The sequence below is a fragment of the Bradyrhizobium sp. Pha-3 genome, from assembly GCF_042258615.1.
In the GTDB taxonomy this organism is placed as follows: Bacteria; Pseudomonadota; Alphaproteobacteria; order Rhizobiales; family Xanthobacteraceae; genus Bradyrhizobium.
In genome coordinates this window covers 4437963-4451751 of record NZ_CP170152.1, presented here as the reverse complement: position 1 = coordinate 4451751, position 13789 = coordinate 4437963, and the positions used below count along the sequence as shown (strand labels likewise).

The window sequence follows — 13789 nt, the reverse complement described above, 5'->3', positions numbered from 1 at the left end:
CTTGCTTGCGGGTTAGGGGATGGTCGCTCCAGCGGGCGGTTTGGCGCGCGGCAAGTATGTGCCGTGCTCCTTGCTGCCGACAAGGGTGCCATCGTCGACGACGACCTTGCCGCGCACCATGGTCAGCACCGGCCAGCCCGTGACTTCGAGCCCTTCATACGGCGTGTAGTCCGAACCGTCATGGATCAGCTCATGGCGGATCGTCACCTTGCGCTTAGGGTCCCACAGCGCGATGTCGGCATCCGAGCCGACGGCGATCGTGCCCTTGCGCGGATAGAGGCCGTAGATCTTGGCGTGATTGGTGGCGCTGAAGGCAACGAAGCTGTTGAGGTCGATGCGCCCCTTCACCACGCCTTCGGAGAACAGGATCGGCAGCCGCGTCGCCACGCCCGGAATGCCGTTCGGCACCCAGCGGAAGCTGGTGCGCCCCTTGGGCGCGAGCTTTCCCTGCGGGTCGTCGTAGCGGAACGGGCAATGGTCCGACGAGAACACCGAGAACACCTTCTGCTGCAGGCCTTCCCAGCAGGCCTGCTGGCTCGCTACGTCACGCGGCGGCGGCGAGCAGACGTATTTCGCGCCCTCCATGTTGAGCTGATCGAGATCCTTCTCGGTCAGCATGAGGTATTGCGGGCAGGTTTCGCCCATCACCCGCAAGCCTCGCTGCTGGGCGCGGCGGATTTCGTCCATCGCTTCGCGATTCGAGACATGGACGATCATGATCGGCACGTCGACGAGCTCGGACAGCGAAATCGCGCGGTGCGTCGCCTCGCGCTCGACCGGGATCGGCCGCGAGGTCGCGTGGAAGCGCGGCGCGGTGTTGCCGGCGCGTTCCAGCCGGTCGGTGAGAAAGCGGATGGCGTCGAAGTTCTCCGCATGCACCATCAGCATCGCGCCGGTCTCGCGCGCCACCGACATGGTCTCGAGCAGCTCGCGATCCGACAGCGCCAGCCCTTCATAGGTCATGAAGACTTTTAGCGAGGTGTAGCCATCCTCGACCAGCGCCGGCAGCTCCTGGCCCAGCATATGCTCGGTCGGATCGGTGACGATGAGATGGAAAGCGACGTCGACATGGCACTCGCCGTCCGCCAGCGAATGGTAGTGCTTGAGCGCCTCGCGCAGCGTCTGGCCCTTCTCCTGCAGGCAGAACGGCAGCACGGTGGTGTTGCCGCCGAACGCCGCCGAGCGGGTGCCGCTGGCAAAGCCGTCGGCCATCACGATGCCGTCGCCCGACGGCTGGGCGAAATGGACATGGCTGTCGATGCCGCCGGGCAGCACCAGCCGGTCGGTGGCGTCGATAATCGTGGCCGCATCGCCGAGATCGTGACCGAGCGCCGTGATCTTGCCGTCGCGGATTCCGACGTCGCAGGCGAAGGTGTCGGCAGCGGTCACAAGCGTACCGCCGCGGATGATGGTGTCGAAGGACATCAGTCCGTCCCCTCTTTCGGTGAGCGATGTTCGATGATGGCGGCGAGCGGCTCGGCGAGCCCGATCGTCGGTTTCGGATCGGGCCGGCGGAAGGTGCCGGCGACCGCCTTGCGCGGCTTCAGCACGGCAAGCGTCTCCGCCTGGCGCACGGCGGCCGCGACCGGATCGACCACGGGCACCGGAATGCGGTCGCGGACCTTTGCGGCAAGCCCCGCGAGCGGCGCGCCCGACAGGATGACGACGTCCGCACTGTCCTGCTCGACCGCCTGGTTGGCGAGCGCGACCAAGAGCTCTTCCTTCTCGGCCTGCACGTCGGATATCGACTGGAAGCTGCCGTCGAGCGCACGGATGCCGGCGCAGCGTGAACTCAGCCCGTGCATGGCGACACACTCCTCATACCAGGGCGCCAGCGCGCCGGCGAAGGTCACGATCGAGAACCGCCGGCCGAGCATGCAGGCGGTGAGCATCGCGGCCTCGGCCAAGCCCACCACCGGAAACGCGAACAGCTCGCGCGCGCCGAACAGGCCGGGATCGCCGAACGCGGCGATGATGGCGGCATCGATCCTCGGGCCGGCCTCGGCCAGCATCTCCAGCGCGATCGCACCGCCGATCTGCGCCTCGGCGCGGGTCGCAATATAGGGTACGCCGCGCGAGGCGGTCGCGGGCACGAGCTCGGTGCCGGCTGAGGCCACCTTGCTGCCGGCGGCGTGGAGCAGATCCGTCACTGCCGCCGTCGTGTTGGGATTGAGCAGCAGGATCTTCATGACGCAACATTCCTCGTCTTGCGGCCGCGCGGCTTTGCGGGAGTGTCCGGCACCGCGGCGTCACCCGCCTCGTTGTTCAGCGCATTGCCATCCAGCGTCTCGGCGACGATCTCGCCGGTGCGGCGCACATGGTGGGCCAGCATCTCCCCGGCCCGCGCCGCATCGCGGCGCCTGAGCGCGGCCAGGATATCCTGGTGCTCGCGCACCGATTCATCCCAGCGCCCGAGCACCGAGAGCGCGAAGAACCGCGCCCGCTCGGCCCGCGCCAGCAGCGCCTCATGCGTCGCCTTCAGCACCGCGTTGCGGGCGAAGCCCACGATCGCCGAATGGATCTGCTGATTGGTTTGAAAATAGTCGCGCAGCTCGCCGCGGCCGTGGTGCCACTCGATCTTGTCCTGCAGCGCGTCGAGCCGTTCGAAGTCGGCGTCCTCCATGCGCAGCGCGGCCAGCTCGGCCGCGCAGCGCTCGATGCCGCTGACAGCCTCGAACAATTCGGTCAATTCGGCGCGGCGGAACGGCGCCACCACGGCACTGTGGTTGAGCCGCAGCTCGACCAGGCCTTCGTTCGCCAACTGCTTCAGCGCCTCGCGCAGCGGGGTCCGCGAAATGCCGAGCGCATCGGACAGGTCCGCCTCCCCGAGCGACTGTCCCGGCGCCAGCTCGCCGCGCACGATCATGGTGCGCAGCCGCGCCGCCGCCTGCTCGTGCAGTCCGACCCGCGGCACGCGCAGGCGGCGCCGTTGCGGCGCCGTGATCGCGCGCTTGGGTTCCTTGCTACGTCTGGTCGGCTCGGCTTTGGTCTTGGCTTCAGTCTTGGCATCAGTCTTGGCTTCGGTCACCGCACGCCCTTATCCATCGTGATGATCGGAGATCGCGCTCGCAGCGCGCAGATCGGGGTTCGTGAACAGGCTGCCCCAGCCGTGCACGCGCGACGGATCGCAGCCCACAGCTGTGAGGCACGCCCATAGCGTCACCGCTATCGAATCCAGCACCGGCACGCCGAACCCGCGTTCCAGCCGCTCGGCAGCACCCGCGCCGCGCATGTTGGTGCAGAGCACGACGGCGACATCGCAGCCCTCGCGCACCACCTGCTCGATCATCCCCGCGACCTCGGCCTCGCTGACCTCGGCAAAGGAGAAATTATCCTGCAGCGACAAATGCCGCTCGGCGAAGCAGTGCAGCCCCGCCGCATTCCAGTTGGCGATGATCTTGTCCTGCACATCCCCGCGATACGGCGTCACCAGACCGATACGCTCGGCGCCGATCCGCCGCAGCAGGTCGCGATAGGCCAGCACCGTGGTGCAGGCCTTGATGCCGGTTGCCGCCGTGATCTGCTCGCACAGGCTTTCGTCGCGATCGAAGCCGAGCCAGCTTGCCGAGGTGCCGTTCCAGGCAATGACGTCGACCTTGGCATGCGCGAGCAACTCGGCTGCGCGCAAGATCTCGGTGGCGTCGAACTGGCGCAGCGCCTGTTCCGACAGCGCGATCTCCGTCACCTTGAAGCGCGAGAAATGCGCCGAGACGCCGTCGACGCCGGATAGCATCGCGCAGGTGATCGGCTCGAGTGCGGTATTCGACGACGGCGTCAGCATGCCGAGCCGGATGGGACGTGTCATTCGCTTGCCTCATCAACCGGCCGAACCCTTGGCAGGATTCGGCCGTCCTCGTTTCAGACCGGTAGCTTGCGGCTGTAGTCGATCAGGGTCGAGCAGATCAACAGCGCAATTCCGGCGGCGGCAAAATACATCAGGGCCAGGAAGTAGGAGCCGGTGGCCTGCACGATGAAGCCGACGATCAAGGGCGTGGTGATGCCGGCAATGTTGCCGCCGAGATTCATACAGCCGCCGAGGAAGCCGGACTTGCCGCGGCCCGCGAGCGCCGACGGGATCGCCCAGTACATGCCGCACCAGCGCAGGAAGAACAATGTTGTCGACAGCAGCACCACGACTACGACCGCATTGGTGACGTAGGCGACCAGGAAGATCGAGACCGTCGCCATGATCGCCGCGATGCCGAACAGGGTGCGGAACACGGTGTTGGGCGCACCGCCCCGCGCGCGCCAGCCGTCGCCGATCCAGCCGCCGACCAGTTCGCCGACGAAGCCCGCGAAGAAGATGATGAAGGAGGCGCCGCCGAGCGCCTTGATGTCGAAGCCGTGCACCTTGAACAAATAGGTCGGCATCCAGGTCAGCAGGCCATAGAAGGTGGTGTTGAAGAACATCCAGCCCAGGCACATGCACCAAACCGAGCGGAAGCGGAAATAAGCCAGCCCGCTTGCGCCGGACGACGGCGGCGTCGCCGCGTCCTCGATCGCATGGGCCTCCTCGAGATAGCGCGCCTCGGCTTCATTGACCGACGGATGCTCGCGCGGCACGTTGCGGATGTAGTACCAGGCCAACAGCCCGCACAGCATGGTGCCGACGCCCGCGACGACGAAGGCGACGCGCCAGGAGCTGAACGCCGCCATCAGCCAGGCGATCACGATCGAGCCGAGCGCGGCACCGAGCGGCGCGCCGCCGTCCAGCAGGGTGGCGCCGCGGCCACGTTCGGTCTGCGTCATCCAGATCGCGTTGAGCTTGCCGCCGGCCGGATAGATCGGCGCTTCCGACGCGCCGAGCCCGAGCCGGGTCAGGAGCAGCAGCATCCAGCTGGTGGACAGCGCGGCCAGCGCCTGGAAGAAGCCCCAGAACAATGTCGCGAGGGCGATCACGATGCGCGGCTTGAAGCGATCGGCGAGCATGCCGCCCGGCACCTGCATCAGCGCGTAGGTCCAGAAGAACGAGCTCAGGATCAAGCCCTGCATCGCCGGATCGATATCGAACTCCTTGGCGATGACCGGCATTGCGACCGAGAGCGAGGCGCGATCGATATAGTTGATCGAGATCAGGAACAGCATCAGCAGGAAGATCTTCCAGCGCACGCCGGAAGGCTTCGCCGTATCTGCCATTGCGATGGTGGACACCTGATCGCTCATTGCTCGCTCCTCTGCCGGCAGATTGTTGTTTGCCCCTGGCGCGACCTTCGTCATCGAAGGTCATTGGCCCTCTCCTGCCCCGCGAGAAGTCTGCTTCAAGCCGCGCGAGGCGACAAGCACATTTTGCATTCTGCATGCAATTAGTTATAAAATATTGATTTCACTACATTTTAATCACATAAAGCATCATTACTGATCAGCCCGTGATGAGGGATTAGGCGTCCGGTAGCCCGCTCGAGCGAGGTGATTTCGGGAAATTGCCCCGGCGTTGCGGCTCCAGCGAGCGCGCCGCGGCGTTCTGCCCCAACCTGTGCGCGGTTCGGCGGATGAAAGGTCGCGACGCTACTGCGAGGGGATCTTCGGCTCGGCCTTGAGTGCGAACAATGCCAGGAGCGCAGCCAGACTGAGAGCCGATGTGACCGCGAACGTATAACCGCCGAGCGGTGCAATCAGGAACCCGAACGCCAGGGGCGCGACGGCTTGCGACAGCCGCGACGGCGCGCCGAGCAGCCCCAACCGGTAGCCGTAATCCTTTGGACCGAATATCGCCAGCGGCAGCGTGCCGCGCGCAATCGTCAGAATGCCGTTGCCGGCTCCATGCAGCAGCGCGAAGATCCCGGCGAAGCCCCCGCCGAACAGGCCGATGACGCAGGCTCCCAAGGGGTGCGTGATGCAGGCCAATCGCGCCGACCATAGTGGATGGAAGCGCTTCAGCAGGCTCGCTTCCACAATCCGCGCCGCCACCTGTGCCGGTCCGATCAATGCGCCTGCCGCGATCGCCTGCGTTTGCGTCGCGCCCAACGCCTCCAGAATTCGCGGCAAATGAACCGCCATGGCCGACGTGACGCTCCACGCGGCCGCGAAGGCAAAGGCGAGCAGCACCATCGCGCGGTCGATCGGAATATGCGGCTTTGGCGCGTCGGCTGCGATCCGATGCTCGCTCTTCAGCTTGGGGACCACGAAGGCGTTGAGCGGCAGGCAGATCAAAACGTGCGCCGCCGCCCAGCCGAAGCAGGTCCAGCGCCAGCCGATGGTTGCAAGGCCCCACGCGGTCAGCGGCCAGCCGATCGTGCTGGCAAACCCGGCGATCAAGGTGATGCCGGTGATGGAGCGGCGCGCGGTGTTGCCGTAGATTCGCCCGAGCGCCGCGAAGGCCGCATCATACAGGCCAAGGCCCATGCCGACGCCGAGCAGCAACCAGCTTGCGGCCATGAGAACGCGGCCTTGCGACAACCCGAGCAGAATCAGGCCGGACGCCAGGATCAGGTTGGACGCGCAAAGCACCTCGCGCCCGCCCATGCGGTCGATCTGGCGGCCGACGCGTGGGCCGAGCAGTCCCGAGATCACGAGCGCCATCGAGAACGCGGCGAACAGCCAGTTTGTCGATATGCCGAGGTCGCGCGCAATCGGATCCGCGAGAATCGCCGGCAGATAATAGCTCGACGCCCAGGCCAGGGTTTGCGTTGTACCGAGCGCGACGATCAGGACGTTATCTGCACGGCGGCTCATTCAGCGCGCCCTGCCGCCTTGGCTGACGCATCGTCCGCGCAGCAGGCGTCGGCTTGAACCGGTGCCGGACCACCGCAGCAGCTCCCTGCATTGTCGGGGCCTTCGACGCCCCCGCGCGTACAGACGCCGGTCTCGGGCAAGTCCAGCTCCACGCGTTCCGCCGCTTCGCGGTCTCCCGCGATGTCGGCAGCGATCGAGCGCACCTGCTCGTAGCCCGTGATCATCAGGAAGGTCGGTGCACGGCCGTAGCTCTTGATGCCTGCGAGGTAGAGCCCAGCATCGTCCTGAACCAGCTCGCGCGCGCCATGTGGCCGCACCGTTCCGCAGGAGTGCTCATTCGGATCGATCAGGGGAGCCAACGCCACCGGCGCTTCGATCGCCGGATCGAGCCGCAGACGAACCTCACTGAGGAACGACAGGTCGGGACGAAAGCCGGTCGCGACGACCAGCTCGTCGACAACGATGCTGCGCCCACAGCACGACGCAGACGTCGCGATCCGCAGCCGGCCGTCCACCTGGCCAATCGCGGCAACCGGGAAACCTGCCTCGACCTGCACACGGCCGGAGGCGACGAGCGAAGCGAATTGCGCGCCCAGCTCGCCGCGGGCGGCCAGCTTGTCGTTCGCGCCGCCACCAAAGGCCTTTGCAGGATTGCTGCCGCGAAGCAGCCAGATCGGGCGCGTGCCCGGCGCCTGCTCCGCCAGTCTCGTCAAGTCGGTCAGCGTGCCGATCGCGGAATGCCCGGCCCCCAGCACGGCAACCGCCCTGCCCGCATACCGGTCCCTGTCCTTGCCGAGCACGTCAGGCATTCCGTAGGCGATATTCCGTTGCGCTTCGCGCTCGCCGATGGCGGCAAGCCCGTTCGCGCCAGCCGGGTTCGGCGACGCCCACGTGCCGGAGCTGTCGATGACGGCGTCGGCTTGCATCGTTTCGGGACCTTTGCCGTTCTGATAGCGGATTTCGAACCGCGCTTTTTCCCGGTCCTTCGTCTTGGCTTTATCAAAGCCGGCGCGGGACACCGCGGTGACGCGGCTCGATGTGCGGATTACGTCCTTGAGCGGCGTGCGGGTCGCGAGCGGAATGAGATACTGATCGAGCAGTTCGCCGCCGGTCGGATAGACCTTGGGGTCGGGCCGATTCCAGCCGATGTCCGCAAGCAGCCGCGCGGCGGCGTGATCCACGTTGTACTCCCACGGCGAGAATAGCTGAACATGCTGCCATTGCCGCACCGCATGGCCTGCCTCGGCGCCGGTCTCCAGTACCACGGGCGTCATGCCGCGTTCGAACACATGCGCCGCCGCTGCCAGGCCAACAGGCCCCGCGCCGATGATTGCGACTGTCTTTGCTGAGTTCACGATCTACTCCCATCCTTCTAGGATAATCGAATGATTGCGCAAAAAAATCAGGCCGCCGACTGGGCCTCGCCGCACGCGGATTCCTCGACGCAGCATTCGGCGACAAGGAAGTCCACCAGCCCCTGCATCGTGCCGTACTCCGCATGGCAGATCAGCGTCGTGCCTTCGCGCACCTGCGAGACCAGGCCTACGGAGACCAGCCCCTTCACATGGTGCGACAGCGTAGACGCAGGAATCTTCAAGCGTTCCTGCAGGCGTCCGACGGGCATGCCTGCATGGCCTGCACGAACAAGCGCGCGATAGATTTTGAGCCTCGTTGGATTACCCAAGGCTTCAAGGCGCGCGGCTGCATCATCGATCTTCATGGACGCATGATGCACCCACGCCGCATCGCCGTCAATCGATATTTCTAGAATATTCGAAGTAACAGAGTGTATCAGCCGGGCTGAACGCAAAATCCGGTTGACTCGCGGTAATACTTCCATAAATCTGGATATATGGAAACAGAAGTAGCCGTTCTGGCCTTGGCCGCCCTTTCGCAGTCGACTCGACTGGAGGCATTTCGGGCGCTCGTCAAACATGAGCCCGAGGGACTTGCCGCAGGTGACCTCGCCCGCCTGCTGGAGGTGCCCCAGAACACCCTGTCGGCGCATTTGTCGATCCTCACCCGCGCCCGCCTTGTGACTTCGGAAAGGCGTAGCCGGTCGATCGTTTACCGCGCCAACCTGGAAGAATTTCGCAACGTCGCGGTGTTCCTGCTTCGGGATTGCTGCGACGGGCGACCTGAGGTTTGCGCGCCGGTCGTCGAGAGCTTGCAACCGTGTTGCCCTCCACCGCGAAAGGAGCGAAGCCGTGCCTGACCATCTCTACAACGTCCTCTTTCTCTGCACCGGCAACTCGGCGCGTTCGATCCTGGCGGAATCAATCCTCCGGAAAGACGGAGCCGGCCGCTTCCGTGCTTTCTCTGCAGGGAGTGCGCCAAAGGGCGCCGTGCATCCAATTGCGCTTCGCACGCTCGAGACTCTGGATTACCCGATCGACAGGATGCGTTCGAAGAGCTGGCTCGAATTCGCCGATCCGAACGCGCCGGTGATGGATTTCGTGTTTACGGTCTGCGACAACGCAGCGGGTGAAGCCTGCCCCATTTGGCCCGGCCAACCACTGACCGCCCACTGGGGAATCGAAGACCCCGCGGAGGTCCGCGGTACCGACCTGGAAAAGCAGGCCGCGTTCATGACTGCGTTTCGTTATCTCAAGAATCGAATCAACATCTTCGTGAGCCTCCCATTGAGGAGCATCGACAAGCTCTCGCTTGGTACCAAGCTGCGCGAGATCGGACGCGCCGATGGCGCGACAAATTCAACGCCAAAGGCCGGCTGATGCACACGTTCGACCTTCCCCGGCGCCTTGCGGCCGAGGCGCTCGGCACCGGCATTCTCGTTGCAACCGTGGTCGGCTCCGGCATCATGGCCGAAACCCTGACCAAGGATGTCGCGCTCGCGCTTCTCTGCAACACGTTGCCGACCGGGGCGATCCTCGTCGTCCTGATCACCGTGCTCGGTCCGATTTCCGGTGCGCATTTCAATCCGGCCGTCACGCTCGTTTTTACCGGCAGGCGCGAGCTGCCGGTGAACGAAGCCGTGCTTTACATCGCCGCCCAGATCATCGGCGGGATTGTCGGGACGATGGCGGCGCACGCGATGTTCGCTCACCCCTTGATCGAGCTGTCGATGAAGGTCCGGACCGGTGGCGCGCAATGGTTTGCGGAAGCAGTGGCCGCCTTCGGCCTGGTCGCCACCATTCTCGCCGGCATCCGTTTTCAGCGTGCGGCCGTTCCCTGGCTGGTCGGGCTCTACATCACGGCCGCTTATTGGTTCACAGCATCGACGTCGTTCGCAAACCCGGCCGTTGCGATCGCACGCTCCCTGACCAACACGTTCGCCGGCATTCGGCCTGCTGACCTTCCGGGGTTCATCCTCGCCGAGCTCTGCGGCGCGTTCGCCGGCATGTTGCTGATGAACTGGCTGCTCGGACGTCCCGAGGTGCGCGGCCCCGTCGCTATTGCGGAGACACGACCATGACCGTCACGATCTATCACAACCCGGATTGCGGCACCTCGCGGAACACGCTCGCGATGATCCGCCAGAGTGGCGCCGAGCCCGTTGTCATCGAATATCTCAAGACGCCGCCGTCGTGCGAGACACTCAAGGAGCTCGTTGCCGCGATGGGCATCCCCGTCCGCGCCCTGCTGCGCGAGAAGGGAACGCCTTTCAAAGAACTCGGCCTGGATCAGCCGAAATGGACGGACGACGAATTGCTCGATTTCATGCTGGCGCATCCCATCCTCATCAATCGACCGATCGTGGTGACGCCCAAGGGTGTGCGATTGTGCAGGCCATCGGAGGCCGTCATCGATCTTCTGGACTCACCGGTTGGACGGTTCGTTAAGGAAGACGGCGAGGTGGTCGCCGCGCGATGAAGGGCTGGTGCGGCCAATGGAGCGACCGATGCTTTGGACCGCAACCAACCTCTACATCCAGATCGTTGCCGGATTCATCGGTGCTCATCTCACCGCCGCTGTTGTGCACGACCACGCGTTCGGGTTCTGGGGCCACAGTGCGGTGGGGCTGATCGCTGGCGCGCTGGGAGGTTGCTTTCTGCAAAGCTATGCAACGACCGTGGTAATGGGCAACGGCGCCCTCAATGAGTTGCGACCTGCCGACATTTTCTTGCTCCAGGCCGCGGCCGGCGCCACGCTGGGCGGCACGGGCATGCTGGCCATCGGGGTGCTGACGCACCGGCCAAAGAGTGATTGATCGGCTCTAATTCAGACGCCACTGATTGCCTGACGACCCGAGAGGCGCTGCGGTTGCGAAACCACGCCCCCAATCGCGAGCTATCCGTGCTCATCGAAGCGAGCCAATGCTCCCTCGATGAGCTCGATTTCCTCGGCGAGGGTCTCGTTCACGACCGATGGCCTGAAACCCGGAACGCTATGTGTTCGAACATCGTCCAGCAGGTGTTGGCGATGGTCTCTGAGCTGTTCCAGCGCCTGACGATTCTTCAGCGACACGTAGCCGGCAATGATCTGCTCGATGGCCTTCATGGGGAAATCCACGCTTCAAATAAGAACGTACTGCAATCCTCCGATTAAAGCGGCCAAACCGCCTTGCTGGCAAGCCCCATGAGCGTTGCGGCCGGCCCGCACCGAAAATCGCCAATCACTGAGTTGCCCGACGGCGCAAGCCCCCGCGGCAAAAATATTTCGCTTTATCCGAAGTGCAACTCAGTGTATGGTTCGCCCGTCTCGCCCGATCGAGGGGCGCTTCGCGATCGTCACGAACGTGGGTCGAGATGCGGTGGACGCCGGTTGCGCAACTGACGAGTGCGCAATGTGGCGGACGGCGAAATCGTGCAGGCCTGACGCCCTAGTGGCAGGTGTCCTCTCGCAGAGCGCGCAAGCGCCCTGCGAAGGCGGTGACAAAAAAGCCCAGTCTCGCCGGGGAGAGCACGTATAAGCCGTAACCCATCGCGCAGGGAAAGCCGGATTGCTCCGGTTACACCTGTGGTCCTACCCCCGAGCTTTCTACCTTTTGCTCGGGGCCCATGGGTGCGATCGGCACCCGGCTTTCCCTGCGCCCTCTTGAAGAGAGAGGGCGGAACGAACAGCAAAGCTCGGACAGATCATGTCGCGAGAATGCGGAAGTTTGACTCACAGATCGCGCAACACACTCGCTGTCGTCCCTGCGAAAGCCAGGACCCATTACCCCAAATGAGAATTGTTGCGCGATGCTGGGGCCGCGATCCCATCCATCATCACATGCGGTGGTTATCGGTCCTGGCTTTCGCCAGGACGACGGCTTCCAAGAGACCGAGCGATGGTGGAGCGCGCGCCTTATCAGCTCACGCCGCGGTCGGCTCGCTCGACAGCGCGGCGAACACCGTCTCCGGCGAATGCGCGATCACCGCGAGCAGCGCGCGGGCGGGTCCCCGCGGGGCGCGCTTGCCCTGCTCCCAGTTGCGGATGGTCTCCACCGGCACGCCGAGCTTGGCGGCGAATTCGAGCTGGGTGAGCTGGGCCCGGCGGCGCAGATCGCGCACAGCCGGTTGCGAGGCCGAAGGCTGCGTCGCCGCCTCGGCGGGATGTGCGGGCACGAGCGGAATTTCCTGCCCGTCGCGCAATTCGACAATTAGTCCGTCCGCCTTGAGCCGCAACCGCTGCATGATGGCCCCCGTGAAGATAGGAGCATCATCCGCCAACCCCGTTAAGGCGCGATTAACGATAAGCAGGCCCGCAGGCGCCGGGCTATTTCAAGCCGAACCACAGCGTGGCGATGCCGAGGAACGAGAAGAAGCCGACTACGTCGGTGACGGTCGTGACGAAGGTGCCGGAGGCGACCGCAGGATCGGCGCGCACCCGTTCGAGCACCATCGGAATCAGGATGCCGCCGAGCGCGCCGGCGACCAGGTTGCAGATGATCGCAAGCCCGATCACGATGCCGAGGCCGGGGATCTTGAACCATGCCACAGCGGCGATGCCGGTGATGACGGCAAAGGCGAGGCCGTTGACGAGCCCGACCATGGTCTCGCGCAGCACCACGCGCGTCGCGTTGAACGCACCGAGTTCGCGGGTGGCGAGCGCGCGCACCGCGACCGTCATGGTCTGGGTCGCGGCATTGCCGCCCTGGCTCGCCACGATCGGCGCCAGCACCGCGAGCGCCACCATCTTCTCGAGCTGGCCCTCGAACAGGCCGAGCACCGAGGAGGCCAGGAACGCGGTGGCGAGATTGACCAGCAGCCAGTTGAAGCGGCCGCGAGCGATGGTCCAGACCGTGTCGGACAGCTCTTCGGGATGGGTGACGCCGCCCAGCGCCTTGAGGTCCTCGTCGGCCTCCTCCTCGATCACGTCGACGACGTCGTCGATGGTGATCACGCCGACCAGCCGCTCGGTGGTGTCGACCACGGGAGCCGCGACCAGATTGTACTTGCCGAACATCCGCGCGACCTCTTCCTGGTCCTCCAGCGCGGAGACCCGGCGGCGGTCCTCGTCGATCAGGTCCTTGACCGGAACCGGGCGGCGCGTGCGCAACAGCACGTCGAGCGGCACCGCGCCCAGCAAATGCTTGTCGGGGTCGACCACATAGATCTCGTAGAACCGGTCCGGCAGATCGGGCGTGTCGCGCATGTAGTCGATCGCCTGCCCGACTTTCCAGTCCGGCGGCACCGCGATGAACTCGGTCTGCATCCGCCGGCCGGCCGAATTCTCCGGATACAGCAGGCTGCGCTCGATGTCCTCTCGTTCGGCCGCCGGCAGCTTCTCCAGGATCTCTTCCTGGTCCTCCTCGTCGAGGCTCTCCAGCAGCTCGACGGCGTCGTCGGATTCGAGTTCGCGGACGCCCTCGGCGACGGTCTCCGGCTCGAGCTCCTCGAGAATCTCCTCGCGGACCGTCTCGTCGACCTCGTTGAGCGCCGAGAAGTCGAAATCCGTGCCCGTGATCTCGACCAGGGTGACGCGGTCGTCCGGTTCCAGCGCTTCGATCAGGTCGCCGAGATCGGCCTCGTGCAGTTCCGCCACCACCTCGCACAACAGGGGCCGGTCGGCAGCATGGATGGCCCGGGCGATCTCCGCGACGAATTCGGGGCGGAGCTGGCCCTCCTCGTCCCGCATCGGCATCTGGGCGAGCGGGTCGGCCTCGGCGGGTTCGGCAACGTCGATATTCTCGGCCATGCCGTGTTTCGCCGGTTTGACAGGAAGGAAAAAA

The 13789-nt window shown here is 65.1% G+C and carries 16 protein-coding genes; 5 read left to right on the top strand and 11 right to left on the bottom strand.

Annotated elements, in window-relative coordinates:
• Nucleotides 1–12 precede the first annotated feature (12 nt).
• The 8 genes from hydA to ACE10Z_RS21065 form a co-directional block, all read right to left on the bottom strand.
• On the bottom strand, nucleotides 13–1425 hold the full coding sequence (hydA, locus tag ACE10Z_RS21100) for a dihydropyrimidinase (protein WP_375789597.1): 1413 nt from the start codon (nucleotides 1423–1425) through the stop codon (nucleotides 13–15).
• Nucleotides 1425–2189, bottom strand: coding sequence for an aspartate/glutamate racemase family protein (locus tag ACE10Z_RS21095; protein WP_375789596.1), 765 nt, complete (start codon nucleotides 2187–2189; stop codon nucleotides 1425–1427). Before ACE10Z_RS21095 ends, hydA begins: the two co-directional genes overlap by 1 nt.
• Nucleotides 2186–3028 (bottom strand): GntR family transcriptional regulator, encoded by an 843-nt coding sequence (locus tag ACE10Z_RS21090; protein WP_375789595.1) that lies wholly within the window; start codon nucleotides 3026–3028, stop codon nucleotides 2186–2188. Before ACE10Z_RS21090 ends, ACE10Z_RS21095 begins: the two co-directional genes overlap by 4 nt.
• A 9-nt stretch (nucleotides 3029–3037) precedes the next feature.
• Complete coding sequence (locus ACE10Z_RS21085) at nucleotides 3038–3805, bottom strand: aspartate/glutamate racemase family protein (RefSeq protein WP_375789594.1); 768 nt, start codon at nucleotides 3803–3805, stop codon at nucleotides 3038–3040.
• Between the two features lie 53 nt (nucleotides 3806–3858).
• Nucleotides 3859–5163: an MFS transporter gene (locus ACE10Z_RS21080; protein WP_375789593.1), complete on the bottom strand. Its 1305-nt coding sequence runs from the start codon at nucleotides 5161–5163 to the stop codon at nucleotides 3859–3861.
• 342 nt (nucleotides 5164–5505) lie between these two features.
• Nucleotides 5506–6672: an MFS transporter gene (locus tag ACE10Z_RS21075; RefSeq protein ID WP_375789592.1), complete on the bottom strand. Its 1167-nt coding sequence runs from the start codon at nucleotides 6670–6672 to the stop codon at nucleotides 5506–5508.
• Nucleotides 6669–8027: an NAD(P)-binding domain-containing protein gene (locus ACE10Z_RS21070; protein ID WP_375789591.1), complete on the bottom strand. Its 1359-nt coding sequence runs from the start codon at nucleotides 8025–8027 to the stop codon at nucleotides 6669–6671. The genes ACE10Z_RS21075 and ACE10Z_RS21070 overlap by 4 nt, the downstream gene beginning before the upstream one ends.
• A 47-nt stretch (nucleotides 8028–8074) precedes the next feature.
• A complete protein-coding gene (locus ACE10Z_RS21065; protein ID WP_375789590.1) occupies nucleotides 8075–8392 on the bottom strand; it encodes an ArsR/SmtB family transcription factor in 318 nt (105 codons plus the stop codon).
• A 132-nt stretch (nucleotides 8393–8524) separates the two neighbouring features.
• Between ACE10Z_RS21065 and ACE10Z_RS21060 the strand changes: the two genes are divergently transcribed.
• The 5 genes from ACE10Z_RS21060 to ACE10Z_RS21040 are packed head-to-tail and all read left to right on the top strand — an operon-like array spanning nucleotide 8525 to nucleotide 10843.
• Complete coding sequence (locus tag ACE10Z_RS21060; protein ID WP_375789589.1) at nucleotides 8525–8887, top strand: ArsR/SmtB family transcription factor; 363 nt, start codon at nucleotides 8525–8527, stop codon at nucleotides 8885–8887.
• A complete protein-coding gene (locus ACE10Z_RS21055) occupies nucleotides 8880–9407 on the top strand; it encodes an arsenate reductase ArsC (RefSeq protein ID WP_375789588.1) in 528 nt (175 codons plus the stop codon). Before ACE10Z_RS21060 ends, ACE10Z_RS21055 begins: the two co-directional genes overlap by 8 nt.
• Nucleotides 9407–10108 (top strand): aquaporin, encoded by a 702-nt coding sequence (locus ACE10Z_RS21050; protein ID WP_375789587.1) that lies wholly within the window; start codon nucleotides 9407–9409, stop codon nucleotides 10106–10108. Before ACE10Z_RS21055 ends, ACE10Z_RS21050 begins: the two co-directional genes overlap by 1 nt.
• Nucleotides 10105–10506 carry an arsenate reductase (glutaredoxin) gene (gene arsC / locus ACE10Z_RS21045; protein WP_375789586.1) on the top strand — a complete coding sequence of 134 codons (402 nt, stop codon included), beginning with the start codon at nucleotides 10105–10107 and terminating at the stop codon, nucleotides 10504–10506. The genes ACE10Z_RS21050 and arsC overlap by 4 nt, the downstream gene beginning before the upstream one ends.
• A 28-nt stretch (nucleotides 10507–10534) precedes the next feature.
• Nucleotides 10535–10843, top strand: coding sequence for a hypothetical protein (locus ACE10Z_RS21040; protein WP_375789585.1), 309 nt, complete (start codon nucleotides 10535–10537; stop codon nucleotides 10841–10843).
• Nucleotides 10844–10923: 80 nt separating this feature from the next.
• Here the strand turns inward: ACE10Z_RS21040 and ACE10Z_RS21035 are convergent, their stop codons facing one another.
• The 3 genes from ACE10Z_RS21035 to mgtE all read right to left on the bottom strand — a co-directional run bounded on the left by ACE10Z_RS21035 (nucleotide 10924) and on the right by mgtE (nucleotide 13755).
• A complete protein-coding gene (locus ACE10Z_RS21035; RefSeq protein WP_176530756.1) occupies nucleotides 10924–11133 on the bottom strand; it encodes a hypothetical protein in 210 nt (69 codons plus the stop codon).
• A gap of 797 nt (nucleotides 11134–11930) precedes the next feature.
• The gene (locus ACE10Z_RS21030; protein ID WP_375789584.1) at nucleotides 11931–12251 is read right to left on the bottom strand and encodes a helix-turn-helix domain-containing protein; all 321 of its coding nucleotides are present in this window, start codon (nucleotides 12249–12251) and stop codon (nucleotides 11931–11933) included.
• An 82-nt stretch (nucleotides 12252–12333) separates the two neighbouring features.
• Nucleotides 12334–13755, bottom strand: a complete 1422-nt coding sequence (mgtE, locus tag ACE10Z_RS21025; RefSeq protein ID WP_375789583.1) for a magnesium transporter — start codon at nucleotides 13753–13755, stop codon at nucleotides 12334–12336.
• Nucleotides 13756–13789 lie beyond the last annotated feature (34 nt).

Bases quoted from the DNA above. Each gene is read 5' to 3' on its own strand.
- ACE10Z_RS21075 (WP_375789592.1), bottom strand. From the start codon at position 6,672: ATGAGCCGCCGTGCAGATAACGTCCTGATCGTCGCGCTCGGTACAACG.
- arsC (WP_375789586.1), top strand. From the start codon at position 10,105: ATGACCGTCACGATCTATCACAACCCGGATTGCGGCACCTCGCGGAAC.
- ACE10Z_RS21035 (WP_176530756.1), bottom strand. From the start codon at position 11,133: ATGAAGGCCATCGAGCAGATCATTGCCGGCTACGTGTCGCTGAAGAAT.
- ACE10Z_RS21085 (WP_375789594.1), bottom strand. From the start codon at position 3,805: ATGACACGTCCCATCCGGCTCGGCATGCTGACGCCGTCGTCGAATACC.
- mgtE (WP_375789583.1), bottom strand. From the start codon at position 13,755: ATGGCCGAGAATATCGACGTTGCCGAACCCGCCGAGGCCGACCCGCTC.
- ACE10Z_RS21095 (WP_375789596.1), bottom strand. From the start codon at position 2,189: ATGAAGATCCTGCTGCTCAATCCCAACACGACGGCGGCAGTGACGGAT.
- ACE10Z_RS21050 (WP_375789587.1), top strand. From the start codon at position 9,407: ATGCACACGTTCGACCTTCCCCGGCGCCTTGCGGCCGAGGCGCTCGGC.
- hydA (WP_375789597.1), bottom strand. From the start codon at position 1,425: ATGTCCTTCGACACCATCATCCGCGGCGGTACGCTTGTGACCGCTGCC.
- ACE10Z_RS21065 (WP_375789590.1), bottom strand. From the start codon at position 8,392: ATGAAGATCGATGATGCAGCCGCGCGCCTTGAAGCCTTGGGTAATCCA.
- ACE10Z_RS21060 (WP_375789589.1), top strand. From the start codon at position 8,525: ATGGAAACAGAAGTAGCCGTTCTGGCCTTGGCCGCCCTTTCGCAGTCG.
- ACE10Z_RS21030 (WP_375789584.1), bottom strand. From the start codon at position 12,251: ATGCAGCGGTTGCGGCTCAAGGCGGACGGACTAATTGTCGAATTGCGC.
- ACE10Z_RS21040 (WP_375789585.1), top strand. From the start codon at position 10,535: ATGCTTTGGACCGCAACCAACCTCTACATCCAGATCGTTGCCGGATTC.
- ACE10Z_RS21080 (WP_375789593.1), bottom strand. From the start codon at position 5,163: ATGAGCGATCAGGTGTCCACCATCGCAATGGCAGATACGGCGAAGCCT.